Below are 24799 nucleotides of genomic sequence, written 5' to 3'. Positions count from 1 at the left end.
GCTTTTGTTAAATGATAAGTGTCCATGACGGTAATTACGCAGGCTAATATCAACTTTAGTTCAGAGACAATATTGCTCGCCAAGTGAGGTATAGGTAATTTAGGTGAACTAGAGCTGCGGTAAACGAATGGCTTACATGTTACCTTGCTATATTGCCGTGTAAATTCGTTTTACAATCAGGGGGTAGTCCTTGGGGGATTGATAAGATAAGTCTCTGTAGCTTCGGTTTTCTTGAAAGACAGTCTCGTTAGTTGCTTCAAATTTGGTATGAATAAGGTGTTCGTAATGAAACTTTCGCGACATTAAAACGAAGCGCGGCGTGAAACAGGAGACGTGCTATAAAGACGAGAATCAAAAAGAGTGAATAAGTGTCGTCTAACTGTGGTATCAGAACAGCAAAAGCACATACCTTCTTGTTTGTTTCACTCCTTTATAGGTATATAAGCCTCAAGAGCTGGCTTTCTCTTTATTATAGGTCTAGAGTCATTTGCCTTACTCAAAGATAAAAGTCGTTAAATACCGTAAAACATAGCTAGTCGAGTGTTTTTCCATCGAAAAAGCGGTATTTTAACCGCTTTGTCTGAAAACTGTGCAAACGATAAATGTATTTAAAAAAAGGGTTGACTTAGAACCGCAAAACCCGTTTAATACGCCGCACGCCCAGATAGCTCAGTCGGTAGAGCAGAGGATTGAAAATCCTCGTGTCGGTGGTTCGATTCCGCCTCTGGGCACCAAATTAAAATCATTGCATTAGCAATGTGGTGCATGCAGAAACTGCATGGTACACGAATTAGTGTGCCGACTTAGCTCAGTTGGTAGAGCAACTGACTTGTAATCAGTAGGTCATCCGTTCGACTCGGATAGTCGGCACCATTTAATTTAGGCGTCAGCCTGTGTTTTCTAGAACGCTCAGTTGATTGAGTTTTTTAGGATTTAGATACTAAAAAAGATTTGCCCAGATAGCTCAGTCGGTAGAGCAGAGGATTGAAAATCCTCGTGTCGGTGGTTCGATTCCGCCTCTGGGCACCAATAATTTAGTGTGCCGACTTAGCTCAGTTGGTAGAGCAACTGACTTGTAATCAGTAGGTCATCCGTTCGACTCGGATAGTCGGCACCACTTTATTTAGGCGAAAGCCTGTATTTTTAGATAGCTTAGGTATTAAGTTATTTAGATACTAAAAAAGATTTGCCCAGATAGCTCAGTCGGTAGAGCAGAGGATTGAAAATCCTCGTGTCGGTGGTTCGATTCCGCCTCTGGGCACCATCCCTTCTCGCTTACAGCGCATTTTGAAAATACCGTTTCCTACAAAAACACCCATTTCCTACAAAATCTATAACTTCGTCGCGCATGACGGAGGCGATTTAGCGAACGCCAGAAAGCAAAAAACCGCGATAAAGAAACTCAGATTAAGTTTGGCGACTTAAGTTTCCAACGCGGCTTTCATAAACATTCGAAAGTGTTTATATGGCTATCTTAGCCGTAGGGTAATCCTGTGTCTAGTAGGTAGTTAAAAATTTGCTGACGACGTTCCTGTCGAAAATGAGTTGAGTCACAACCAAAAAAATAAATTTGCACCAAGTGCAAAGCAAAACTTGTGCAACCAAGGTAAAAAGACGCAAGTTTTCTTCTCGTTAGAAGTGCTGCATGAAACTAAATCTGATACCCAGACATTAGTTTTGGGCCATATTGCCTATCACCACGCTAAACACGGAAAATTTAACTCCAGCGTTTCATCTATTGCAAAACACCTTTGCTATTCTATCAACGCGGTAAAAAATGCTCTGAGTCAGCTTCTAAACGCTGAAAATGATGAAAAACAACCATTGTTGTTCGAAGAGAGTACAAAAGGCTACTGCCGTACATTGAGGCTTAATTTAAAACACCAACTAGGCTACCGACTACTTCAAAGTTACACGCAAATCATTCATGGCCAACAAGCAGCGAATACACTTCCCCTCTATGGTCTTCAGTTACATTTATTCGACTCTAAAAGCCGGTATGATTCACGACATCAGCACAAAATGCTGATGCTACATGCGTTGATAAGCAGTAAAATCAAAGCTAGCAAACTATCTACACGCAATAAACGAGATACCTACCAACAAAGCATTTCCCAGCTTTCTAAAAAGTTGGGATGGGCATACATGACAGTAAAGTCTTTAATTGAAACGATGCGGCCACTTGGTTTGTTGTCAGTGATAAAAGAGCAAGTAAGTCGTGTAGCAAAGTTTATATTTGGTGAAGTGAAGGCAAGTAAAGCCAAAGTGCGCCGAACGATAATTCCCAAAAAAGAGCGCGAAGCAGCTCCAATCGAGCGATACCGCGATATTCCCATAGCTTAATTACAGCTTTCGCAAAGCTAAATCAGAACTGCCTCGATGCAGGGCTTTGTTGTGCCTGAAATTCAAAAAATAGAGCACACAGCTTCTCCGTTGACTTCTCCAGATGAATGAAAACCAGAATTTTCCTAGTTTAAGCAACTTAAGGGCCTAAATGCGCTCTTTGCAACGACTTGAGAGTACAGTGTATATAAATTAGTGATAGGTGTTTTTCGTTCAATTTAAATCAGTGCTAAAAGCTACAAACTTAGTGATCTATCACTTTTAGCTGGTGATGCCTTTAAATATAGTGTTTAAATATAAATAGATAGATTTTTACCAAAACGTAGTTTGGCCAAAATCATTTTTGAGTTTTTTAAAGGTAGCCGTTGTAATGGAAAAGATTGAGCTTGGAGTTGAGCCAGTAACGTTTCAGCATGATCTGAATGGTGAAAATGTATTTTTCTGTGTTGGTCAAACTGACTTTGAGCGATTTGGTGTCGAGTGCGTTTCAAAACGAGCTGTGTTGAAAGGTGTGTCAGATGATGAAAGTGAAGCAATTCAAGACTATATGATGCAGGTTATTTTGAGCATGTCTGATGAAAAGCCTTTGAGTAGTAGTGGTACACACTAAAAAGTGAACAAGTCTAGGAGGTGGTGCGTTTCGCCGTGGTTGAGGCTTTAGATATTTCCCCTCTAGTTTCTTGCGTGGAGTACCTCCAGATTGACAATTTAGTTCAGACTATGAGAAAAGTTATGCTTAATCGACATTGTTTAAGGAAGGAGACGCTGTGAATTTATCTCAATTGATTGGACGCATGGTCAACTTTTTACAAAAGCATATTTGGCTATTGAGCATCTTTTTCTACTTACAAGGAACTGTTTATTATGTCGAGTATCTTAAGGTATTGAGAGTCGATCCCGATTACTACCCATTGACCTTCGAACAAGTCCTGTCATATTCAGTGACGATCTATATGCAAGAGCCTTTTTTAACCGGCCTTTTACTTCTTTTTTGTTTTGGTATATCAGCGTGCCTGTTGACTGATAGGGTTATGAACTGGGTGAGAAACAAGTTTAATAAAGTATTAAAAAAACAAAAGCGTAAAGAAAATATAGTAAGAGACATAGACTTGATTACGCCACTTGAAAATATTCAGCCGAACTCAGTGCAAAAGGGAGGATTACAGGTTGCAATTATTGTTTATTCGGTACTTGCGTTTCTAATTACAGCAATCTTACCTGCAGGAGTGGTGGGGCATATTGACGCTAAAGAGTTGCTAGAAGATGCAAAAAGCCAGATTGAATCAATGAGTAAAAACGAAGGTCTTAATGATGGGAAAATTCAGATAAAGTGCAAGTCATTTCATGATACCTTCTCAGGCCCATATTTTAGTTTAAAAAATTCAACTCAATATCACTCTTTGTTCAATGGAGTACATACCATAACTATTCCAAGCAGTTGTATCGAGTTCACAAGTGAAAGGCATGAGAGCGTAAAAGCTTTAAACAATGGAAGTTCTAAAGTTGCAGGTTCTTAGTTAAACGGCTGATATATGGTATTTATTCAGATTGTTAATATTTTGGAGTGAATGTGGTAATAAATTTAGAACTAGTGAAAGTTGTTATTTCCGGCCTGACACCACTGTCAATTTTTATCGCTTATATGACATATCGCTCCAATGTTAAAAAACAGAGATTAGATATGGAAATGGCACAGGATATGGAGATTTTTGAACAAGCTGTACTCTCGTTAAAATGGGCTTATGATGCACTAACCGATGAAGGGAGGTGTGCTCCACCTTCAGCCGACAGATTAAACTGGCTAACTTGTGCTAGGCATTTATGTAGGTACTATCAGATAGCTAAAGCGATAAAAACAGATCTATACAAAACATCACTATCTGAACACGAAGAATATTGGCGGCATAAGTTCTATATGGTTCTAGATTTCAAAGAGTTAAATAGGAAAGACTATTATATGAATGAGAGAGAAGTACTGTGGCCTGAAAATATAGAACCAACTTCTGCAAGTATAATCAATGAGTTTTCTTCTTGGAAAGAAAGCGCTATTGATCCAATAGACTCATATGAAGTTGAAACTGTTAGTAACGGGGTGATAAGTAAAGGCCTAAGCGCTTATAGGAGTGTTTTTGACTCTCTAAGCAAGTAATTAGGCTCCATTATCAGGTTGCCGCTAAGAGTTCTTCATTCTAAGCAATTACGCTTATATTCACTGAGTTGTCTACAAACATCGCTATACTGGTAAAATTGGCCAGAAAGCCAACCCATATTTGGATTCTCAATCATATTTGCTTGTTCGTATACCGCTTTTTTAAGCGTGAGAGAGTGTAACTTTTGCAGAATGAAGATCAGCTCACCATCCATAAAATGTGATAGACGGAAGAGTTGTGCAAGAAGCTCGTCATTTTCTCGTAAGCGAAGTTCCAAGTATTGGTACCAGTTAGCATTACAATTCATGCGTGCCAAAAACACGGGCGCAGTTTTGTCTCTAGGACATATTTTCGATAATGAAACTTCTAGCTCATCTTTTGTCGGGTACTGATTAAGTTCTGTATCGGTGTGATCTTTAAAATGCTGCAATTGCATCTGGTGAGATTTCAAAATTGTAGAAATAGGTGCCGTTATTGATGGCTTTATTGCTTGCCAGTCATCAAGCTCTTTTTTGTGCACAACAAACAAGTAGAATACATAACTTGCGATAATAGATAAGCAGATCTGACTACATATCAAAGACACTTCAGCACCCCACCAAAATAGCTCAGGAAGCTTTGAAAGCCAAAACTCATAAACGACTACAAAAGTTACAGCACTAAATGCAACACAGTTGATAGGGAGCTTTACAGAAGCAACATACTTAAACAAGGATGTCTTAGGTTGGTTGTTATTTTGCATTTTTAAGCCTTTTTTGAGCATTCTGCTCGAACTCATAGTCTACAACTTTAACACAAATGACCGCGTCATTCCGCGAAGCAAAGAGGAATGACGCGGTGGCAAACCCCACGCTAAACAAAGCAGAACAAAGAGGGGAAATTATTTGTTGAACTTATGTGCGAGTTATGACACTCTAAAAACGATTCCAGCAAAAGCGAGACGAATGTCATCGCGTCAAGAAATAAAGCCTTTGGCTTTATCATATCAGTGAGATCTACTCACAACTAGAAACCAAGCTTTCGGGCTTTTTACCTAACAAATTAGTTCATCTGATTTAGGCACTTTTATGCCTTGAATTTGGCTATTTGTACCTGCGTTTTGCAGAGAATTAAGCGATCCCTAACGAACCCAAATAGGAGAAATGTTATGACCTAACTGACCTGTGCTGAGCACATTTTTTATTTGCGCTTTATCATGCACGCCCACTGCGGGAAGCATCTAAAACGAGGCTAATTTGGCCATTTTGAACTGTTGTGCCCTTATCCGTATTTATACGGAAATTGTACGCTCCAACGTGCAGTTGGCATTTAAAACTTACCATTTGGATATTGGTTCAAATAGTTAGTTGGGTTGATAACGTGTAATCGAATTTAGAAACACGGTGAGTGAACAAGTATTGAGTAATTTAAAATATCAGCTTCAAGGGCTTATGCTCAGAAACCAAGACGGTAGTTTTGGAGTTAAGGCTGAGCGTAAAAAAGTACTGGTCCAGATCTCTGCTCAGCTTAAACAGGGCGGATACCGCTTGCAATCGGTGCAATCACTCAAACCCAAGCACGTAAACTATCTTGTTGAGCGCTGGCAGGGGGAAGGGTTATCTGCTGGCACCATTAAAAATCGACTTAGCCATGTAAGATGGTGGGCAGAAAAAATCGGCAAAGCCTCGATGTTGCCAAAGTCTAACAATGGTGCAAACCAAGCAATCACACTTGATTTGGAAAAGCGAACCTACACACCTACCGAGTCAAAAGCAAAAGAACTAGAGCAAAATAAGCTTGAGAAAGTCAGCGACCCACTTGTTAAACTCTCACTTCGGCTGCAGCGAGAGTTTGGCTTACGTAGAGAAGAAGCCATTAAATTTCGACCTAATTATGCCATTCGAGGCGAACAGTTAGTGCTAAAACCCAGCTGGACAAAGGGCGGTCGTCCCAGAGTCATTCCTATTAGAACTGAATCTCAGCGACATCTACTTCAACAAGTGCAAAACCAAGTCGGTGGAGGCGCACTGATCCGCCCCGACCGAAACTATATTCAACAACTCAAAGCGTATGAACGACAGACAAGCCAAGCAGGGCTAGATAAAAACCATGGCCTTAGACACATGTATGCCCAACAGCGTTACTTAGAACTAACCGGTTGGCGCTCTCCAATCGCCGGTGGGCCAACAAACAAACAACTCACACCAGAACAAAAACAAATTGATAGGCAAGCACGATTACAAGTTTCGAATGAACTCGGCCACGGCCGAGAACAGATCACAGTCATATATTTAGGTCGATGATAGGGGGAGCATTTGGCGGAAAAGATAATGTACAGAGATGTTGAAGGGTTATTCATACCAACATCCGAATGGGAAAGGTTTAAATGCGATTTAGAAGCGTTAAATCGACGAGCACATGATTCAGAAAAGCAGCTAGAAATTGTGCAAGGACAAGCGAAGTTCAAGCTTAAAAAATTGGCTCGAATCATCGAGCGTAAAGATAAGCAAATAGATGAATTAAGCAAAAAATTGGAGATTAGATAATGACCGCCTTAGGCTTAGTAAAAGATATTTTGGATAACATGGAGCCTGTTATTAAATCGGGAAAAATAACTGAGTATGGATATGCGCTTTTCACCGTTTCTGAAAACAATGAAACAATTCAATGTTGTGTCAGCGGTATGGAATATCACATGTTTGGTGATCAATGTTATTGGATGAATGGTGTTTATGTGGCCACGGGAAAATCAGCTAGCGCGGCCATTAAAGCGTTTCAATCGACTTTAAAGAGGGAAGATAATGGAACATGCAGCAGCGGTAGCACTTTGTGAGTCAGTTCAATATAGTTTTGCATCTGGGTTAAGCGCTTCTGAAGTGGCTAGATTGTACGGTTTAGAGAGATCTGTGTGCATAAAATTGCGTGAGATGAATATGAGTTGGCAATCTAGATTTTGCAATGAACTTACTAGGATGAAGGCCATTGCTGTCATAACAAATTTCGATAAAGCGATTCAATTAGCACAGTACATCCCCAGCTTGAACGCAGCTCAGCAACGAAAGCTTAAATATGCTTATAGCCAATTTCTGCAAGACAAAGAAAATAGTTTGGAAGTCAATTTGATAGATGCTTTTATGGGGAACTTATCTGCTAACCTGTTTTCATCGGCAAGTCTGTATGGTTCACGAAGTAAACACTCATTGCCAAGCAAGCTAGTAAAAGCTATGTGTGATTTTCCTGCTTCTTTGATGACTATTTATCGCAGTAGTTTGATTCTAGAACAGATTGTAAAACTGAATATAGATCATGCTCTTGTCGCAAAATCTGCAGCATTTACGTCATTAGCATTTAGCCGAGAATCAATGGTGATTGATCTAATACACAAAGGTGCCAATCTAGCGTTTATAAGGCGGTTTTTACCGGATTTCCACATTACCCCACAAGCTTATCGAGTTTGGCGAGATACATACTGTGTTTCTACAGAGCCAGAATGCGTAGCATCAGGCTCACGTCTTGTGCTGGTTGAACAATATGAACGGCTAATACACGAACAGCGTTATACCACAGTTGATGTGTATTTGATGTTAAATGAAAGTACTGGATTTAGAATAGAAACTATCTTTACCACTTTACAAATGGCGTTTGAAGATGAAAATCTTTACCACAACAGCAATAGTTATAAGGAGTTGGAACTAGTTGGCTCCTAGAATATAACGTAAGTAAATTAATTTTCATTCGGAAAAAATCCCCTTTGAGAAAGGTAAAATCTCACTTAATAGAAACGAGACACCTTAAGTCATCGTGAAATAGAAATGAATTTGTTAGTGGGTGGCCAAGGCCGCTAATTGTTTTTATTTACATGATTTTTAATTGAAAGGTGTCACATGAAAAAATATTTAAAAAGTGGTTTGATCTTCTCTGTTGCTTTGATGGGTTTGCTTTACCTATTCTCAGCGGTTTTACCTCTCATACTGACCAGCGGCTATGCTGATAATCCTCAAGATGTTGTTCAATCACTTGCTCATGCGCACGAAACAATCCGCGCCAGCTCGATGCGTTATGTCATGCATGGCTTTATCCTGATTGGGTTGGTCGCCTTCTTCCTCAACTACAGCAAAGTGATTGGCCACTTAGTTTACTGGGGGGCATTGTCAGAGAAACAGGCTGATGTATTGCTTGCCGAAAAAAACCGGGTAATCAGAATGTCGTGCATCCTTGAGGGAACCATGCTTCTCATGGTGTTCTGCGCATGATCGTCTCAAGCATATCAGACTTGTACTTCATATCGGCGGGGCTTTATGCCCTGGCCGTTCTGACTGGCCTGCTTATTGGCACTGGCATTTTCCTACTTCCATTTGCAATGATGATAGTCACTTCCATTAGGGAAACGAGCTTTGAAGCGCGTGAGTTGTTGGGTCGAATGGAAATGCAGACATACACAATGTTGTTTGTTTTTATTGTCGGGTTTTACCCGCTGCGGCCATTAACGATGGAAAATGTCTACACCTATTCTCGGGTGTGTGAAACGGCCGAGCAAGGAACCATTGATTATGGGTTGCTTGAGGATGAAATACCGGCGACAGACTTAACCGTGATGCTAAGCGGCAAAGAGCTGAAAATGCCGATGTTCTTAGAACTTGCATTAAAGCTAGGTACTGGCTTGTCCTTTGGCTCGATAAGCGAGCTGCCATGCTCTTTCAATCTGCAGGGAATGGCCAATAACCTGATGAATACGCAGATCACAAACCCTCGCCTTCGAGCTGAAACTAAGGAGTTTGTAAAGCAGTGTTATAAGCCAGCGCTTAATCAGGTTGCGCGAAGCAACGATAACAATGTGAGTTGGATTGAAGATCCGGACACCATCAACCAGCCGTGGCCAGGGCATCCGGATTTCATGAATGATGCTTATTACTCAAACACTGGCAGGGGGTTTTACTCGCAAAGTCTGATACCAGGTTTCCAAGCGGCGAGGAACAACAAGAACATAAGCAAATGGTTCGAAAGCTGGAAAGCGGAAAAAGATGGGCTGATTGAGTGTGGTGGTAGCTGTTTACATGAACTGGGCGGCTTCCCGAGCTGCCAGGAATGGTGGCTAGGTGTTGGAGCAGGCTTTGGTGGCTTTCATGCCAGTTCTAATAATATGAGCCTGAGAGAAAGGTTATATGACCACGTTCCTGACGAACAGAAATCCAAGACGCTAACCATGCTGTTAGCCACCAATGATGGTGAGAGTAGCACTTGGTATAAAAACAAACTGGTGGAACGGAGCTTTTTCAATTCAGTGGCCATGAACCGCATCGAGAATGCCGAGGTTCGCGACTACGGCTTATTGGGTGAAAGTGTTAGCGGGACGTTGGCTGGCTGGTTCAATCGCTTCACGGGTACGCTTGGTAATACAGTTAGTGCTTTGCCTGAGTATGCAGGAGCTAGTTTGACACAGTTAGCTGCACCGATAATCAAAGGAGCGGTCTTGCTCGTCATTATCACAGCTTTCCCGTTGGTTATGGTGATCAGTAAGTTTGATATTAAAATGCTTACAGCTTTAAGTTTTTTGCTTGGCTCAGTGATGTTGTGGCCTTTTTTCTGGGAGCTGACAATCCTGTTGCAGAAGTCTTACATAGAAACGGTGGCCAACCAGTCAAATGTACCGCTGGTAGATTTGATAACGCAACCGAATGTAATGCTCTTGAGCAATCGGATAACTGACGCGCTTTTCATAGGCTTTCCGGTTTTCGTCACCTCGATACTATCTTACGCCGGCTTAGGGTTCGGATCTGCTATTTCTGGTATGGCTGGAGTAGGCGGAGGTACAGCAAGTGCAGGGGCTAAAGGTACAAAAGTTGCGTCTAAAGCTGGTCAGGCCGGAGTTAAAGCAGCTACGAAGGGGGCGGCAAAGTAAAGGTGTAGAAACCTTTACTTAGTCTCTTACGAATGCACCCCCGTCAGTGGGGCAGCTCTTATCATCGAGCTTATCCAGAAGCTTACCGTCTTTCGTCATCCAACGTGAATTTGCAAAGCCGTCAATCTCAATAGGTTGGTCTAGGTGGCTTTCAGTTTGTTCGCTATCGAGAGAGGCTTCGACTAAGCCTTTTGCTGTACCTAATGCAAATCGACCAATAAACTTTAATGGATTCATGTTGTAGCTCCTCTGTTCTCTTTATTGTGCGCCTGGCGCGCTGGCTCCACTATGGCCAAGTAGCAATCCGAAGGAGCATTTCTTGCCATAGTTGGCCAATGTGCTATTCCGTCCAATAAGAGAGGACTAAGAGCACAGACCCCAGTATAGTGTTTGTATTTGATGATGTCACAAGTGTTTGCTTCATAGCTCGGAAACTCCGGGGGCGATTTGTAGCATTTAAACTGGCTGCAGAATATGTACCTCTGCGGTAGTCTTTAAATTGGGGCAATTTGTAGCAGTTGGAGAAGAAGTTATGACGTTGACTATCTGGCTAATCGGTGTTGCAACTGTAATAGCGATACTTTTTGGGTTTTATGTGTATGCGGGTAAGTATGATGACGAAAAGTAGCGCTTCCAGTTGATGCTAAAGTGCATTTGTTCTCATTTAAATAGACATATTCAAAGTAGCATAGAGTATAGTCATTAGCCCATTTTTCCATTGCCGGACTGTAGGAGCGTAAATGTGCAATACTTGTCCAACCATTTTCATAAGCGAAATATTACAGGGCATCAGAATACACTCTGGAGAGAGTTATCGTTAGTGTTTTTAATAAATTAAAGAATCATAAAATAAGGAGAATTTGTGGGTGAATATGAATTGATTATCACGAATGAAGCATTAGAGAGATGTGATACGAAGTTTATTGTCGATAAAAATATAATGTACTCCTGTGGTTATTTAGTGTCACCACTGCTTGAGGATGCCAAACATAAAGCAGATGAACAGTTAGTTAAAGTATATGAGTTACTGAAAAAAGTCTGCGATCTAAAGTTAGATCCTTCGGAACCATTAAATCCATACAAGTCTAGCTTTAGGGGAAGTGACGGCTGGGAATATACTCAAAATGAGCTTGAAGTTTTAAGTAAGCTTTCTGCTCATATTAATTGCACTGCTTTTGTGGCTCGTATTCATGACTTGTGTTGGCTTTATTCTAAACCTAAGCCGTTCAGCAATGCTTTAAAGGCAATAGACCTCTATTCAAGCTATGCAATAGATGGAGATAGTTGGATCACACTAGGTGTATCTCATTATTACCGAAGGGCATTGCGGCTAGCATGTCAGCTAGGTAAAGGTGCATATGAAAAGGTCACATATATCAAAAGAAAGTTATTCAATGCGATATTTGATAGCTATCCAAATAGTAAGTTTATGAAGATATGGCTTACAGAATTATTGGAAGATTATCAATTGATTGAGTCAACGGAGTTTGAACGTATAGAAGAAGAATTTAACTCATTAATCAATGATTTTCTATGCCATGACAAGTTTTACGAAGCAAGGTTTTACCTTGAGTTTTTATCAAAAAAGTACTATCAGCTTAAACGCAATGATGATTGGGGCAAAGCTTTAATTACAATAGCTAAGACATGGGAAGATGAAGCGTCGATTAGGGAACAAGCGCTTGTGAAAGCTTCACTTTATGAGAACGCTATACAAGCATATTGGAAAGTACCTAATAGTGTTAAAAGTAAGTTCAATATTCATGCAAAGCTATCCGAACTTAAAGTTTTGCATCGTGAGGCTGGCAAGCAAACTCTGGCTGAAATGGTAACCACAAAGGTTAATGTTCCGTTTCCGGAGCGTGATCAGTGGACAGCGTCGGCTATTGAGTATGTATCAGGGAAAGACAGCGCAGAAACAGCAATCCTTTACTTTGCGCATTTAGTTGATGGGTTTGATAAATCGCGTCTGGTGGAATCTGAAAATAATGCACCTAGAAGCGTTACAGATCCGCTCTTTAACACAATTCGTTTCTCGCATGACGGGAGAAAAATTGCAGTTGATAAGGCGTTTGATGAAGTTGAGTTAGATAAACATGATGATCGGCTTTTGTCTAAAGCAGTAGAGGCTGCTGTGCAAATGGCCGATATTATAGTGTGCAGTGATCTGTTACCTGCTCTTGATGAGTTGAACCTTCAATATAATATAAACCTTTCAATGTTTGAAAGTTTGTGTTCGGTGAGCCCCGTGATTCCTTCAAAGCGTTCGAAACTATTTGCAAAGGGGTTATATTTCGGTTTCCAACGAGATTTTACAACAGCAATTCATCTATTGGCTCCTCAATGGGAGCACCTAGTGAGAGATATTCTCAATGAAAGTGGTGTATCAACAACCACAATTGATACCAAGGATGGGATTGCCACAGAGTGTGGGTTATCTACTTTATTAAGTAAACCAGAGTCGGAAGAGATTTTTGATGAAAACTTACTATTTGAGATGAAAGCATTTCTTACACACCCTCACGGCCCCAACTTAAGAAACAATATTGCTCATGGTCTTTTGGATGATGATTATTCAAGTACAGCTTCTTGTGTTTATTGGTGGTGGCGCACTTTGAGGTTTGTTTATACCTCTTTATTCTTGAGTTCGCAATCTGATAGTAAAAGCGAAACAAGTACTAATTAACTGATATATAAAGTGCAAGGTAAGTTATAAGGTGAATGTGTATGTTAAAAATAAGTCATTTAGAATTATATGTTGGGACTAAAGAAGAATACTCTGTTGCAAAGTCGCAAGGAATGAGAATTGTGTGTGCATTAAATCGTGCTGGAGGTTTTGTCACTCATCAGTCGGTAGTGGGATGGACTGGAAGAGGTTGTGATCCAAATCACCCAAACTACTTATTTAAAGAAACAGAAGATGCAATTTATTTAAATATGATTGATGGTGAAGATCCAAAATATGTTAACGATGCGATGATAGATCCAGCCTTAAATTTCATAAAAAGCAACTTAGATCAAGGGTACTCTGTATTTGTATACTGTAGTCTAGGAGAATCTCGAAGTCCTTCGATAGCTCTCATGTATATGCTTGAAAATAATATGATCAGTAAAGAAAATGCTGTAGCTGAGTTTAAGCGAAAGTATTATCCAACTTACTCTCCAAAACTTGGCAACTTAGGATACATTCAACAACGTTGGTTATAGCCTTGGCAAAATTTAAGTGTTTATTGATGAGCTATTTTCTTCTTAAGTAGCTCACTTATTGATTTCCAAATACTACAAATCGCCCCTTTTAATTTCATTCGCACTATTGCAAAACAAAAACTCATAAAGTAGAGTGAAAAACGCTGAAATATTGGGAAATCAGCGAAAATAAGCAGAAGCGAAGTCCTCGAATTATCGCGAATAAGTTAAATCCCAAATTTACTACGACCTTATGGGGTCATGTTTACTTATTCGTAGGAGGACTTTGTGAATACATTCTTATCTAAAACAGAAGTTGCTGAGTTAACTGGCCGTAAGCAGCGCCAGAAACAAGTTGAGCAACTTATCTCAATGCATATTACTTTCACCCTTGATGCCTTTGGCTGGCCTAAAGTTTTGCGTAAAACGATCGAAACAGAGCTGGGCGCTGGCGATAGCTGTCAAATTAAGCGTGGCGGGGCTACGCTTAATGATGACGAGCTGTACACGGGGTAAGCGGTCATGGGAAGAAAACGTTCAGCAGAAAATGCAAACCTGCCAAAGGGGATGATCTTTAATAAAAAAGGGAATACCTACTATTTAAGAGTGCATGGACAGAAAGATATCCGCCTTGGTAAAACGCTGAGTGAAGCTTTTCGTAATTATTACGCTTACGCGTCTATTAATTTTGAATGTCAAACGATGCATGATTTGATTGACCGCTATCTCAAAGAGATTTCACCCACTAAGGCACAGTCGACCCACAAGAGTAACATTAGCGCGTCAAAGCATTTGATTAAGCGCTTTGGTCATATGAACCCAAGAGTGCTTCGAGCACGGCATGCCTATCAATATCTCGATCTTAGGAATCGAGAGGGGGCACCGGTAAGAGGCAATCGTGAGTTTGCGTTACTGAGCACCATTATGTCTCATGCTGTGCGTTGGGGCGTAATTGACGATACACCATTTCATGGAATTATACGTAACCCAGAACAGCCAAGAGATCGGCTAGTCACAGATGATGAATTGGCAGTGTTTGTTAAGTATTGCCCTCGATGGCTGCAGTTATATGTGGCGCTAAAGCTGGCAACCGGCTTAAGGCAAACCGACATGCTTAAACTTAGCAGTAAAGATTGGGATGATGTACAAGGGTTGAAGGTTCAAGCATCAAAAACAGGTAGCCGGTTGCAGTTCGAAGCGGTGGATCACCTTAGCTTTATCATCAGCGAGCTTAAACAAATTAATGGTTATCGTACCACTAGAAAGCATAGAACGCCTTTATTGCATTGGTATTTCTTTGCATCAAGCGCTAATGCACGAAAGGAGCAAGCGCTGACTCCTGATGGGCTTAGGTGTGCTTGGAACAAAGCAATGCGGGCCGCACTAGCGAGTGGAGAGCTGGATAAGTCGCAACGTTTTCAAGAGCGAGATCTTAGAGCTAAGACTGCTAGCGATTGCGAAAGTATCACACAAGCTTTTGAGTTACTTGGGCATGCTAATATTGCAACGACAAAGCGTGTTTATCGGCGAGGTTACTCACAAGTAACGCCAGTCACGCCAAAGTCGCCAGATGATAAGAAAAAACAAAGCATTGAAAAGTAGTGATAAAAAAGGCATTATTTTTAAATTAAGAATTGTGTGTTTAGCTAAAATTTCTAAGCTATTAAAAACAAAGTAATTTTAGCTAAATTAACCATAAATATTAAACTAGACGAAAGTTATAGGAAATATTTTGTGGGTTTGTTTAGTAAAAACAGTATGTTAGATGCACAAGCGTTAAGGGTTGAAAATCCTCGTGTCGGTGGTTCGATTCCGCCTCTGGGCACCATCCTTTAAAAAACCTCGCAATCGCGAGGTTTTTTGCTTTCTGATACTTTATATTTCTTTTTTTTTGCAAAAAATAGATTCATCTGGTTACAACTGAGATTTACTTTTCAAAATACAGTGCTTAATATGCAAAAATGAAACTAGTTATCATTTGCATTTTAAAAGGTTTGACGTGAGAGAGATCAAGGTCTTGCTAATTGAAGATGACTGTACTTTAGGTACCTACTTAGTAGATTTGTTGCAAAAGTCAGGATATCAAGTTGAGCAGTGCTTTGATGGTGAGTCGGGACTACAAGTCGCTCAGTTGCAGCAGCATGATTTGATCCTTCTGGATAATATGTTGCCAAAATTAGATGGCGTATCCTTGTTGAGAAAGCTGCGATCTACGAGTCAGATCCCTGTTGTAATGGTGTCTGCAAAAGGGGCTGAGGAAGAACGCATTATAGGTTTAGCGCATGGGGCTGATGACTATATTGCTAAACCTTTTAACTCCACTGAGTTGCTCTTGAGAATGGAAAGTATCCTTAGGCGAAGCCAAAATATAATTCAACTCTCTATACCGTCAGAGATTTCCATTGATGGCTTAACACTAAACTCACAGACTCAATCCGTTTATGTCCATGGTGAGATATTAGAGTTCACACCAATCCAGTTCAAGTTGCTTTGGGAGCTTGCTTCACGGCCACATACAATCATAACTAAACCTGACTTATATCTGTCTGTGCTTAATAAAAAATTAGGAGCATATGATAGGAGTTTAGATATGCACTTAAGTCGAGTGCGCAGAAAGCTTAATGAAGCAAACTGGCATGGTGAGCGTTTACAAACTGTGCATGGAAAAGGTTATTGTTTTAAATGAAACGAAATATTTTGTGGAAATTGAGCTTAATCTTAGCTGCTGGTTTGGTCGCTTTTTTCTATTTACTGCATGCCTTAACACTTAAAACAGAAGAAAGTATGAGTATGATAGCAGTAAGCGATAGAATCCAAATGAAGAATTGGAAGTCTGAAGCTGAAAGGCTCTACTTGGCTAACAACCAAGAAGCGCTAGAGGCTTGGATAAAAAACCTAATGAAAGAAGAATCTACATGGGTATCAATCGCGAGTTTTGACGCTATTCACTTAGCCGGAGAGCCAATAGATCAGAATATCGTTGGCAGCTATCACTTTGGTCGGAGCATTGAATGGAAAATACATTTATATTTTGAATCAAATCCAATAATGGAGCTTCCATTCGAGTCTTCTAATGCAAGCTTACTCATAAAGTTGCCAGAGCGAATGCGGCCTGGGATCTACTGGAATACGACTAAATTTATGCTTCAGGTACTCATTCCTATGGCAGTGTTGGCCGTATTATCCATCTTTCTTTATCGACATATCATTATTCCATTGCGACAGCTGGATAGTGCAACAAGTGCTTTTAGTAAGGGCAATTTTAAAGTAAGACTTGGAAAGTATCTTGGCAAGCGCAATGACGAGTTTTCACATTTAGCCTCAACGTTCGATCAGATGGCATCAAGGATCGGGGAGCTAATTGCAAGTCAACGTCAGCTAATCGCTGATCTGTCACATGAACTTAGAACTCCGCTAACTCGACTAGATATTGCGGTTAGTAACTTTGAAGAGAATGATAGCCAACGACACTTAGAACGTATTGCACGTGAATCTCAACAGATTAGAAAGTTGGTCGAAGATTCACTCACTTTGGCTTGGTTAGATAATGAAAACCCAATGTTACAGAAGGAAAGCGTAGATTTAGTAGACCTTTTGGATGTGTTGATCGATGACGCCAAGTTTGAGTTTCCAGATCGAACGCTGTTATTTGAGCCGCCAAAAAGTGCCGTTGTTGTAAATAGTTGCCATAGAGCACTGTGTCCAGCAATCGAGAATATCATTCGTAATGCCTTACGCTTTACGCCTGAAGGTAAAAAAGTCGAGATAAAACTACAGCGAATAAGCAACGATTATTTAGTTGAAGTGCTTGATCAGGGGCCTGGGATCCCCGAAGAGTTTATTGAGAAAGTATTTGAGCCATTTTTCCGTGTGGACAATGCTCGTCTCGCACAAAGTGATAGTTTTGGTCTTGGTTTAGCACTTGCTAAGCGACACTTGAGAAGTGTTAGAGCGCGCGTGTCAGCACGTAATTTAGCCAGTGGAGGATTGGTTGTACAAGTAATAATTCCGGTTTTGTAAAATGTAACAATTGTAAAAGTGATTGCTTGATAAAGCTAAATGGTAATAATTCTGATTCAGCCTTTTAACTGTTGTTTGAGACATGAATCATGCCATTTTTATCCCAAAAAAGTCATTTCTTTAGAAAAACTACCATAGCGTCAGTCGTTTCTCTTGCTTGCTTTAGCCTTAGCTTTGGCGTACTCGCAGAGCAATCCGATACAGAAAATGAACTAAAAAAAGTCGAGAGAATTACCGTTGTCGGGGCAACAACAAACTCCGAAATTACACCTGCAGTATTAGCTAACTACCAAGCAAATGACCTAGAAGATATTTTCCGCCATACCCCCTCAGTTACTGTTGGTGGATCGCTGGGGATTGCACAAAAAATCTTTGTTCGTGGAGTGGAAGACTCAATGGTGAATGTCACGGTAGATGGTGCTCCACAAACTAGTACACTATTTCATCACATAGGTCGTGTTGCCATTGAACCTGAGTTATTGAAAAGTGTAGAGGTACAAGCAGGTGCTGGTGAAGCAACAGCAGGAAGTGGTGCAGTTGGTGGCGCAATACGTTTTAAAACGAAAAGTGCGGCGGATCTATTGGATGAAAATGACAGGTTCGGTGGAACTGCCAAAGTAAGTTATTTTACCAATGACGGGCATAAAGAGAGTCTATCTTTGTATGGTAAGGCAACTGATTCAATCGGCATTTTAGCTTCGTATGTAACAGTTAGCCGCAAAAATACGGAAGATGGTGACGGTAATACGCTTCCAGGAACCGCAGCAGATCAAACATTAGGATTTATTAAGCTGAATGCCAAGCTGACAGAATTTCAAGATATTACAGTTAGCTACGAGCAAAGAAAAGAGGACGGTGAGTTTGGCAAGCAAACAAACTGGGCACCTCTGGAAAGCGACCCACTGTTTGCATCTTGGGGTGAGCGCGAGACTTTAGTGCTTAACCACAACTGGTTTTTAAATTCTCTGGTGAATTTAGAGACAACAGTGTATCAAACAAAATCATCATTCAAGCGTGAGTTATATACCTGGGATGCGTCAATTGAAACGATAGGTTTTGATATTCGCAATACCAGTGATATCGGTACTCACTCTATTACTTATGGAATTGAGCACAAAAACGATAAGGTACATTCGCAGTCCTATGAAGACTTTGGTGGGATTTTTGACGAAGATGGTACTGTGTTAGGAGCTTATGTCCAAGATCATTGGCAAGTTTTTCCTGATCTGCGTTTAAGTTTCGGTCTACGTTTTGATTCCTATGAGTTGGATCATCAAGGTATAGAAGCAAACTGGGTAAAGGTTGATGGTATTTGGGTTGTTGAGACTGATGCAGCTGGTGCACCAGTTACATCAACCAGTGAGTTCTCAGCCAAAAAACAGGATGGTTTTAGTAAAAATGTTGGATTGCTATACAACCTTGCTGATAACTTGACGTTGTCACTTGGCTATGCGGAAGCGCTGCGAGGCAGACAAATCGCAGATGCGTTCACAGTCGGTGAGCTAACGCCGAATGCAAACTTGGTTCCTGAAGAAGTAGAAAATGTTGAACTCGGTATTCAATATAATGATGGCGCTTGGATGTTTGAAGCATCTGTATACTCTAGCACAATTAATGGTGTTGTCTTCGACAAGTTTAAAGGGCGTGAAGGGGTTTTCTACGAAAATATCGGTGATTTGGGGAGTGAAGGTTTTGAACTGGTTGGTGGTTATCAAGCGGACAATTTTGATGTAATTGTCAGCTTTAACCATAATAACGTTGAATTGGATAATGTGATATTTAATTGGCCAGATCCTACAGACGCGACATCCACAAACCGCATCGAAGTTGACAACATTGACTTGGCTGCCTACGAATACGGTGGTCTAGGTAATGCGGTTGGAGACTCATTGAACGTAAACTTTAACTATCACTTAAACGATCAGGTTAAACTTGGCTGGAATTACAAGTATGTGGCGAGCTTAAATGATATTGAAGTATTTCACCGTTCAATTGAGCTAGGTTGGGTTGAAAAGCTTGAGACAATTGACAAACCAAGCTACCAGTTAGTCGATGCTTATGTTAGCTACGAGCCATTCGACTCTTTGAGAGTCGACCTTTCAATACAAAATCTATTAGATGAGTCTTACCGCAGCCATGGTAGTGTTGCCGATTACGGTCATATTCCTGGTTATGAAGGTGTTGTCGGGATCAAAGAAGCAGGTCGCGATATTAGGCTGACAGTTGCCTATCAGTTCTAGTGTTATTGTCAAAAGAGCTAACTTAAAGAGTTAGCTCTTTTCATTTGGTTATTATGCTAATGAAACCTGTATTTAAGCCAACGCCAGCTGCGCATATTACTTGCCGAGTTTTACTTAGCGTGATTGGTGGTTATGTTATCGCTAACTTGAGTGCCATGCTTATTTCGTACTTACCATCAGACAATAAAGTCGATGGTATTGTCGCGGGAATGATGTCCAGTTTTATTATTTACACTTTGATTGTGATCGTTGTGTTTGCTGTTAAAAGCACTACTAGAGCAATATTTTTTATTGCGCTTTTAGTTGTTTTGCTAAGCGTTTTAGTCATGTATCTAGAAAAGGCTATTTGAGAATGAAAGCGAGATTTCGACAGTCTATGAGCTGGCTACATACGTGGACCGGCGTTGTTTTTGCGTGGATGTTGTACTTCATTTTTGTGACTGGCAGTGTCGGATATTTTGAAAATGAAATTGATCGTTGGATGAAACCTGAAATCATGGTTTCGAAAGGACTTGAGGATAGCGCAATAACGAATATCGCGACCAGACAACTCAGCATACATGGTGATAATGCATCTCAGTGGTACATAAGCTTTCCCACATCAAGAGATCCATTTATTGAAATCTCTTGGTTAGAACCTGATAACACCGAAAGCAAAACACCCAAACAATGGCACGAAAGCAGCCTCGATCCAGTGATGGGAACGCTTATCCGTAATAGACAAACTAGCGGAGGTGAGGCGCTTTACCGTTTGCATTACAATCTACATTATGTACCGCAACTTGTAGGCTATATATTAACCAGTATTGCTGCAATGCTAATGCTTATAGGGTTAGTTACTGGTCTAATTATTCACAAGAAAATTTTTGCTGAGTTCTTTACGTTTCGAGCTCAAAAAGGGTTGCGTTCTTGGCTAGATATTCACAATATTTTTAGTGTGCTACCACTACCGTTCCACTTGATGATCACCTATAGCGGGTTATTGCTGCTGATGGGGATCACTATGTCTCCAGTTATTGACCTGCGCTATGGAGAAGGTCAGCAAAATCATCGCCAATTTTATGCGCAATCACAGATAGAGCAAAAGTCACAGCAAATAATCGAGATGCTCCCCACAGAGTTAAGCGTTCAATCTGCTTTGGCTGATGCTAAACGTCGCTTCAAATCACATAAAGTTAGTTATGTTGGCGTCGTTGAAAGAAATACAGAAAAAGAACACATTGAGATCTGGTTTGAATCGAAAAGTGGAGTCGAATTCGCCTCGTTGCTTGAGTATCGTGCTATTGAAGATAAAGTTATGCTCGAAACCTCCCTCGGAAAAGCAGGGGGAGCTGCAAGTGTTTATGATTTCTTAGAGCATTTACATGAGGGGCTATTTGCTGATATTTACCTTAGATGGATTTACTTTTTATCAGGTTTATTTGGCGCAGCGATGGTTGCTACTGGTCTTATGATATGGTTGAAAAAGCGCAAGGCAGTGACTAGTACTAATAAGATCCTGACGAGTATTATAGAGCGTATAAATATTGCGATGATCCTTGGGGTTCCTATAGCGATAGCGTCTTACTTTGCTGGTAATCGGTTATTGCCAATAGGCTTTCCAAGCCGAGCAGCTTGGGAAATGCATATACTTTTTATAACGTTAGGCGTATGCATACTATATTGTGGATTAGCCTCAAAAAAATGGCTTTGGCAGCGAATGTTATGCTGTGCTGCTTTGGTATATGGGCTACTACCTATACTTAACGCACTAACAACGGAGCATAATATATGGCTTAGTTGGATAAATAGTGATTGGCTGATGGTTGGATTTGATCTAACGGTGTTATTTATCTCTATATGCTTTGTAGCAGCTTTTTGGGTTGTACGTTGCCGACAAGAAGGCATCAGTGTTAAGGCGGCCCAATGAAGTTAATTGTTGTTTTGTTTGTGTTACTTTTCTTAGCCTTTGCGTTGTTGAATTTATCCTTGTCACGACATAGGGTGAAGCTCTCTAACAGAGCCGGAGCACTCGGTGTGGGTCAACAACGACGATTTAGGATACTCGGATACTTACTTTTATTCATTACGGTGGCTTTTGTTACAGCGATGTGGGGTGTCTCTTTAGGGCTAGTTTATTGGTTCGCCACAGCAACACTTACATCAATTTTGGTGGTTTTGTTGTGGACTTACAAACCTAAATTTTTCAGTTTTTTAAATAGGTGCTAATGACTTTCTAATGGGCCTTAGTCTAATGCAACTGATTTACTCAATTTCCATGCAGCTGGCGTAAAAGCTGGTGGTGGCAGGCCAGTCACTAAATACAGCAACTACGCCAACTTGTTTTGCCAATATGTCCAACACCCTAAGTATATCGCCATCATGCTTAACTGCGTTTTTTACAGATTGATAATACCAACCGCCGCCGCTCGTTAAAGGGCCTGAGCGCTCTAAAGACCAAGCAACTATCTTTAATCCTGCACGTTTAGCGGCTAGGGCGTACTGCGACGGAATGATATCGCCGTTTTTATCTTCGCTAATTAACATCCAAATTGGTGGGGCGATAATTTTTACCTTATTTTTGGCTAAGTCTTCCATTGACGGTTGCCAAGTACTTGGTTTGTTAATATCAAAATGTTCGCCAGCTTCTCTACTATCAAGAAATACGGCATGGTTTGCAAACTCTGGTGCATGCTTTATCCAGTACTGAATATCTTGGTAAGAAAAGGATTGTGGAAAAACTTGAGATGGGGGGACATTGTGCTCAGTATATTCGTCTAACATTTTTTGTGCGAGCTGGTTTTGGCTTAACCCATTAAATGGCATTGGCACTTCTGGTGTTTTTAACTCAGGAGTCATATTTACACCAAGTTGCTTAAATAAAGCAATGCTTTCACTGTGGGTCATTAAGGTTCCAGAACTGGCATAAAGATCTGTACGCCAATTGGGAGTGCCTTTGACAAACTCTGCTACTGTGGTTGCTTGAGTATTCACACCATCCATTTTTCCTTTTAGTTGCTTGAATTCTGCTAAGGTAATGTCTGAGGTGCAGCATTGAGCAGACGCAAGTTTACCAGAGTCTGGATCCGCTGGTGTGAAGGGTTGTCTGCACTTGCAAGCAAGCTTAGGTTGTAGCAAGATATCGGTTGTCGCATGAAGGTCACATTGTGCATGGCGGCAAACGAGAGTCTTGTCTTTCGTAAAAGTAACATCACATTCGAGCGTGCCAGCTCCCATTTTTGCGGCGGCAATGTATGATTCTTTGGTGTGCTCAGGGTAGAAAAGTGGTGCACCGCGATGTCCAATGGAAAAACGTGTGCGCTTGATTGGTTTATCTAAACAGCTTGCAAGCTTTTCCTTAAGCTCACCATCTGGAAGTTGCGAGACTAAAAATTGAGGCCGTGTACCGACATCAAACTGCTTTGTTGTCTGGCATCCCGTTAGCGTAACCACCAACCATATCATCCATATTATTTGGCGCATACCTGCCTCATTCTAACAAAGCGTAAAAGGCGTAAGTAAATCATGGAATTTTTACAGTCCGATGTCATACCTCAATTTGTTTAACGATATTGCTGACGATAGTTCTCTACCCACAACTTAGTGGCGCCACAAACGGCAACAGGCATCACGATGAGGTTAACAAATGGGATTGAGGTCAATACAAACACCGCAAAGCCAAAGCCATAAGACAGCCCTTGTTTACTTTTCAAATCATCTTTCATTTGCTTGAAATGAATTTTATGGTTATCAAACGGATAATCATTATATTGCACGCTGTACATCCAACACGTAAACATAATCCATAAAATTTGCCCAACGATAGGCAGCATCCAAAGTAAGATGAAAAAGCCGAGTGCACGTGGAAGGTAGTAGCAGAGTTTGGTCCATTCTCGACCTAACATTCGCGGCACATCTTTTATGGTATCAATTAACTTATCATCATTGATATGTTGGTTGGTCAGGTAAAGTTCTACTTTTTCGGAGAGTAAGCCATTGAAAGGTGCAGCAATAAAGTTGGTTATCACCGTGAAAATCATACTATAACTGAAAAGTATCACTAAGATAGCAATGGGCCACATTAGCCATTCCAGCCAACTGAGCCAATCTGGTAATAATCCGTTGAGATAAGTAAATCCTTGAGTCAGCCAGTCATAAAGAAAAAAGAGTGATGCACCAAATAGCAGTACATTGATTGTTAAAGGAATAAATACAAAGCGTTTTAATCCTTTTTGGGTGATTAAAGAAAAACCAGCAATAAAGTACTCGATACCGCGTGATAGTTGCACTGTACACCTCGTGTTGTAATACCAATTAGTCTTAATACTTGCTCAATTTGAAGGAGCAAATCTGACGCTAACTGCGTTAAAAATTTCTCATTTAAAACAAATAAATAGTAAAGTTTTCGCCTGGTTATCGACAAGGTTTTCTCGCCCCAAAATAGCTCACTTAATTAAGCAAATTGGTATGATTTAATTCTTTTGATTTAAGGCACATACCAAAAATGTTGGCGTTAGTATAACGCTAAACGACGCGCCACAAACAGGAGATTAGTAACAATTCATCTCAGCCCACATAGTGCCTCAGTGTGCGTATGAAAATTAACCTCAGTATATTTAGAAGCTTAGTAAATAGATTAGAAATAATACTTGTAAACGCAAGAAACTGCCCATACACTCAAAGTAAGGCAGTAGAAGTGAGAATACTATGCGGTTAATTCGTTGGATGATTACATTTTGTATGTTGAGTCTGTTGACAGTGTCAACGGCCGATGCTGCTAAATGTGATACCACGCTTTCAATCGCGCCTATCGTTGTTGACCTAGACAATTCGAACTCCAGCCCTGATTTAGATGATTGCGTTGTATCAACAACCCATCGTTTCGTGGTTGCTAGTAGCTTTATCATAGCGCAATCGCAACCCACCTATTCTTATTCAAACTCAGTATGTGAGTCTATTAGAGCACCACCTGTCGCAAATTAATTTAGTCCTTTTCCGTGCTT

25 protein-coding genes and 5 tRNA genes are annotated in these 24799 nt (G+C 40.6%); 26 read left to right on the top strand and 4 right to left on the bottom strand.

The window, feature by feature from the left end:
- Positions 1–658 precede the first annotated feature (658 nt).
- The 9 genes from QSH61_RS14780 to QSH61_RS14740 all read left to right on the top strand — a co-directional run bounded on the left by QSH61_RS14780 (position 659) and on the right by QSH61_RS14740 (position 4492).
- Positions 659–734: transfer RNA gene (locus QSH61_RS14780), tRNA-Phe, on the top strand.
- Positions 735–797: 63 nt separating this feature from the next.
- Positions 798–873: transfer RNA gene (locus QSH61_RS14775), tRNA-Thr, on the top strand.
- Positions 874–953: 80 nt separating this feature from the next.
- A tRNA-Phe gene (locus QSH61_RS14770) sits at positions 954–1029 on the top strand.
- A gap of 12 nt (positions 1030–1041) precedes the next feature.
- A tRNA-Thr gene (locus QSH61_RS14765) sits at positions 1042–1117 on the top strand.
- Between the two features lie 71 nt (positions 1118–1188).
- Positions 1189–1264: transfer RNA gene (locus tag QSH61_RS14760), tRNA-Phe, on the top strand.
- Between the two features lie 281 nt (positions 1265–1545).
- The gene (locus QSH61_RS14755) at positions 1546–2343 is read left to right on the top strand and encodes a helix-turn-helix domain-containing protein (RefSeq protein WP_206472168.1); all 798 of its coding nucleotides are present in this window, start codon (positions 1546–1548) and stop codon (positions 2341–2343) included.
- Positions 2344–2713: 370 nt separating this feature from the next.
- A complete protein-coding gene (locus tag QSH61_RS14750; RefSeq protein ID WP_206472169.1) occupies positions 2714–2953 on the top strand; it encodes a hypothetical protein in 240 nt (79 codons plus the stop codon).
- Between the two features lie 157 nt (positions 2954–3110).
- Positions 3111–3860: a hypothetical protein gene (locus QSH61_RS14745; RefSeq protein ID WP_070983881.1), complete on the top strand. Its 750-nt coding sequence runs from the start codon at positions 3111–3113 to the stop codon at positions 3858–3860.
- 53 nt (positions 3861–3913) lie between these two features.
- On the top strand, positions 3914–4492 hold the full coding sequence (locus QSH61_RS14740) for a hypothetical protein (protein ID WP_206472171.1): 579 nt from the start codon (positions 3914–3916) through the stop codon (positions 4490–4492).
- A 35-nt stretch (positions 4493–4527) separates the two neighbouring features.
- Here QSH61_RS14740 and QSH61_RS14735 read toward each other — a convergent pair whose 3' ends face one another.
- Positions 4528–5235 (bottom strand): hypothetical protein, encoded by a 708-nt coding sequence (locus QSH61_RS14735; protein ID WP_206472173.1) that lies wholly within the window; start codon positions 5233–5235, stop codon positions 4528–4530.
- Between the two features lie 640 nt (positions 5236–5875).
- On the opposite strand from QSH61_RS14735, the gene QSH61_RS14730 reads away from it, so the two are divergent.
- The 6 genes from QSH61_RS14730 (at position 5876) to QSH61_RS14705 (ending at position 10371) form a co-directional block, all read left to right on the top strand.
- Positions 5876–6775 (top strand): phage integrase N-terminal domain-containing protein, encoded by a 900-nt coding sequence (locus QSH61_RS14730; RefSeq protein ID WP_206472175.1) that lies wholly within the window; start codon positions 5876–5878, stop codon positions 6773–6775.
- Between the two features lie 27 nt (positions 6776–6802).
- Positions 6803–7018, top strand: coding sequence for a hypothetical protein (locus QSH61_RS14725; protein ID WP_206472177.1), 216 nt, complete (start codon positions 6803–6805; stop codon positions 7016–7018).
- Entirely contained in the window at positions 7018–7305 is a 288-nt protein-coding gene (locus QSH61_RS14720) for a hypothetical protein (protein WP_190366263.1), read from the top strand. The genes QSH61_RS14725 and QSH61_RS14720 overlap by 1 nt, the downstream gene beginning before the upstream one ends.
- Entirely contained in the window at positions 7274–8179 is a 906-nt protein-coding gene (locus tag QSH61_RS14715) for a hypothetical protein (protein ID WP_206472179.1), read from the top strand. The genes QSH61_RS14720 and QSH61_RS14715 overlap by 32 nt, the downstream gene beginning before the upstream one ends.
- Positions 8180–8356: 177 nt before the next feature.
- Entirely contained in the window at positions 8357–8725 is a 369-nt protein-coding gene (locus QSH61_RS14710; RefSeq protein ID WP_190366261.1) for a hypothetical protein, read from the top strand.
- On the top strand, positions 8722–10371 hold the full coding sequence (locus QSH61_RS14705) for a conjugal transfer protein TraG N-terminal domain-containing protein (RefSeq protein WP_206472180.1): 1650 nt from the start codon (positions 8722–8724) through the stop codon (positions 10369–10371). The genes QSH61_RS14710 and QSH61_RS14705 overlap by 4 nt, the downstream gene beginning before the upstream one ends.
- Before the next feature lie 18 nt (positions 10372–10389).
- On the opposite strand, the gene QSH61_RS14700 is transcribed toward QSH61_RS14705, so the two are convergent.
- The gene (locus QSH61_RS14700) at positions 10390–10608 is read right to left on the bottom strand and encodes a hypothetical protein (protein ID WP_190366259.1); all 219 of its coding nucleotides are present in this window, start codon (positions 10606–10608) and stop codon (positions 10390–10392) included.
- 625 nt (positions 10609–11233) lie between these two features.
- On the opposite strand from QSH61_RS14700, the gene QSH61_RS14695 reads away from it, so the two are divergent.
- The 10 genes from QSH61_RS14695 (at position 11234) to QSH61_RS24335 (ending at position 22025) form a co-directional block, all read left to right on the top strand.
- Entirely contained in the window at positions 11234–13057 is a 1824-nt protein-coding gene (locus QSH61_RS14695) for a DUF7380 domain-containing protein (protein ID WP_206472181.1), read from the top strand.
- A 41-nt stretch (positions 13058–13098) separates the two neighbouring features.
- Complete coding sequence (locus tag QSH61_RS14690; RefSeq protein ID WP_190363893.1) at positions 13099–13578, top strand: dual specificity protein phosphatase family protein; 480 nt, start codon at positions 13099–13101, stop codon at positions 13576–13578.
- Positions 13579–13845: 267 nt separating this feature from the next.
- Positions 13846–14073, top strand: coding sequence for a DUF4224 domain-containing protein (locus QSH61_RS14685; protein WP_206472182.1), 228 nt, complete (start codon positions 13846–13848; stop codon positions 14071–14073).
- Between the two features lie 6 nt (positions 14074–14079).
- Complete coding sequence (locus tag QSH61_RS14680; protein WP_206472183.1) at positions 14080–15159, top strand: site-specific integrase; 1080 nt, start codon at positions 14080–14082, stop codon at positions 15157–15159.
- 397 nt (positions 15160–15556) lie between these two features.
- Positions 15557–16243 carry a response regulator transcription factor gene (locus tag QSH61_RS14675; RefSeq protein WP_174169811.1) on the top strand — a complete coding sequence of 229 codons (687 nt, stop codon included), beginning with the start codon at positions 15557–15559 and terminating at the stop codon, positions 16241–16243.
- Positions 16240–17577, top strand: coding sequence for a HAMP domain-containing sensor histidine kinase (locus QSH61_RS14670; protein WP_206472184.1), 1338 nt, complete (start codon positions 16240–16242; stop codon positions 17575–17577). Before QSH61_RS14675 ends, QSH61_RS14670 begins: the two co-directional genes overlap by 4 nt.
- An 89-nt stretch (positions 17578–17666) precedes the next feature.
- Positions 17667–19817: a TonB-dependent receptor gene (locus QSH61_RS14665; protein WP_206472185.1), complete on the top strand. Its 2151-nt coding sequence runs from the start codon at positions 17667–17669 to the stop codon at positions 19815–19817.
- Positions 19818–19876: 59 nt separating this feature from the next.
- Positions 19877–20167, top strand: a complete 291-nt coding sequence (locus tag QSH61_RS14660) for a DUF3649 domain-containing protein (RefSeq protein WP_174169814.1) — start codon at positions 19877–19879, stop codon at positions 20165–20167.
- A 2-nt stretch (positions 20168–20169) separates the two neighbouring features.
- Entirely contained in the window at positions 20170–21726 is a 1557-nt protein-coding gene (locus QSH61_RS14655) for a PepSY-associated TM helix domain-containing protein (protein ID WP_248298701.1), read from the top strand.
- Positions 21723–22025: a DUF3325 domain-containing protein gene (locus tag QSH61_RS24335; protein ID WP_206472186.1), complete on the top strand. Its 303-nt coding sequence runs from the start codon at positions 21723–21725 to the stop codon at positions 22023–22025. Before QSH61_RS14655 ends, QSH61_RS24335 begins: the two co-directional genes overlap by 4 nt.
- A gap of 36 nt (positions 22026–22061) precedes the next feature.
- On the opposite strand, the gene QSH61_RS14650 is transcribed toward QSH61_RS24335, so the two are convergent.
- Together QSH61_RS14650 and cysZ are read right to left on the bottom strand one after the other, a co-directional pair.
- Complete coding sequence (locus QSH61_RS14650; protein WP_413782974.1) at positions 22062–23261, bottom strand: glycerophosphodiester phosphodiesterase family protein; 1200 nt, start codon at positions 23259–23261, stop codon at positions 22062–22064.
- Positions 23262–23359: 98 nt separating this feature from the next.
- Positions 23360–24085, bottom strand: a complete 726-nt coding sequence (gene cysZ, locus QSH61_RS14645; RefSeq protein WP_010606045.1) for a sulfate transporter CysZ — start codon at positions 24083–24085, stop codon at positions 23360–23362.
- A gap of 418 nt (positions 24086–24503) precedes the next feature.
- Between cysZ and QSH61_RS14640 the strand changes: the two genes are divergently transcribed.
- Positions 24504–24779, top strand: a complete 276-nt coding sequence (locus QSH61_RS14640; RefSeq protein ID WP_010606046.1) for a hypothetical protein — start codon at positions 24504–24506, stop codon at positions 24777–24779.
- Positions 24780–24799 lie beyond the last annotated feature (20 nt).

This window comes from Pseudoalteromonas sp. JC3, from assembly GCF_030291895.1.
Lineage (GTDB): Bacteria > Pseudomonadota > Gammaproteobacteria > Enterobacterales > Alteromonadaceae > Pseudoalteromonas.
This window is presented reverse-complemented; position numbering and strand designations above follow the sequence as displayed.

Bases quoted from the DNA above. Each gene is read 5' to 3' on its own strand.
- QSH61_RS14720 (WP_190366263.1), top strand. From the start codon at position 7,018: ATGACCGCCTTAGGCTTAGTAAAAGATATTTTGGATAACATGGAGCCT.
- QSH61_RS14750 (WP_206472169.1), top strand. From the start codon at position 2,714: ATGGAAAAGATTGAGCTTGGAGTTGAGCCAGTAACGTTTCAGCATGAT.
- QSH61_RS14655 (WP_248298701.1), top strand. From the start codon at position 20,170: ATGAAAGCGAGATTTCGACAGTCTATGAGCTGGCTACATACGTGGACC.
- QSH61_RS14705 (WP_206472180.1), top strand. From the start codon at position 8,722: ATGATCGTCTCAAGCATATCAGACTTGTACTTCATATCGGCGGGGCTT.
- QSH61_RS14735 (WP_206472173.1), bottom strand. From the start codon at position 5,235: ATGCAAAATAACAACCAACCTAAGACATCCTTGTTTAAGTATGTTGCT.
- QSH61_RS14690 (WP_190363893.1), top strand. From the start codon at position 13,099: ATGTTAAAAATAAGTCATTTAGAATTATATGTTGGGACTAAAGAAGAA.
- QSH61_RS14670 (WP_206472184.1), top strand. From the start codon at position 16,240: ATGAAACGAAATATTTTGTGGAAATTGAGCTTAATCTTAGCTGCTGGT.
- QSH61_RS14700 (WP_190366259.1), bottom strand. From the start codon at position 10,608: ATGAATCCATTAAAGTTTATTGGTCGATTTGCATTAGGTACAGCAAAA.
- QSH61_RS14710 (WP_190366261.1), top strand. From the start codon at position 8,357: ATGAAAAAATATTTAAAAAGTGGTTTGATCTTCTCTGTTGCTTTGATG.
- QSH61_RS14665 (WP_206472185.1), top strand. From the start codon at position 17,667: ATGCCATTTTTATCCCAAAAAAGTCATTTCTTTAGAAAAACTACCATA.
- QSH61_RS14640 (WP_010606046.1), top strand. From the start codon at position 24,504: ATGCGGTTAATTCGTTGGATGATTACATTTTGTATGTTGAGTCTGTTG.
- QSH61_RS14660 (WP_174169814.1), top strand. From the start codon at position 19,877: ATGAAACCTGTATTTAAGCCAACGCCAGCTGCGCATATTACTTGCCGA.
- QSH61_RS14650 (WP_413782974.1), bottom strand. From the start codon at position 23,261: ATGATATGGTTGGTGGTTACGCTAACGGGATGCCAGACAACAAAGCAG.
- QSH61_RS14680 (WP_206472183.1), top strand. From the start codon at position 14,080: ATGGGAAGAAAACGTTCAGCAGAAAATGCAAACCTGCCAAAGGGGATG.
- QSH61_RS14715 (WP_206472179.1), top strand. From the start codon at position 7,274: ATGGAACATGCAGCAGCGGTAGCACTTTGTGAGTCAGTTCAATATAGT.
- QSH61_RS14725 (WP_206472177.1), top strand. From the start codon at position 6,803: ATGTACAGAGATGTTGAAGGGTTATTCATACCAACATCCGAATGGGAA.
- QSH61_RS24335 (WP_206472186.1), top strand. From the start codon at position 21,723: ATGAAGTTAATTGTTGTTTTGTTTGTGTTACTTTTCTTAGCCTTTGCG.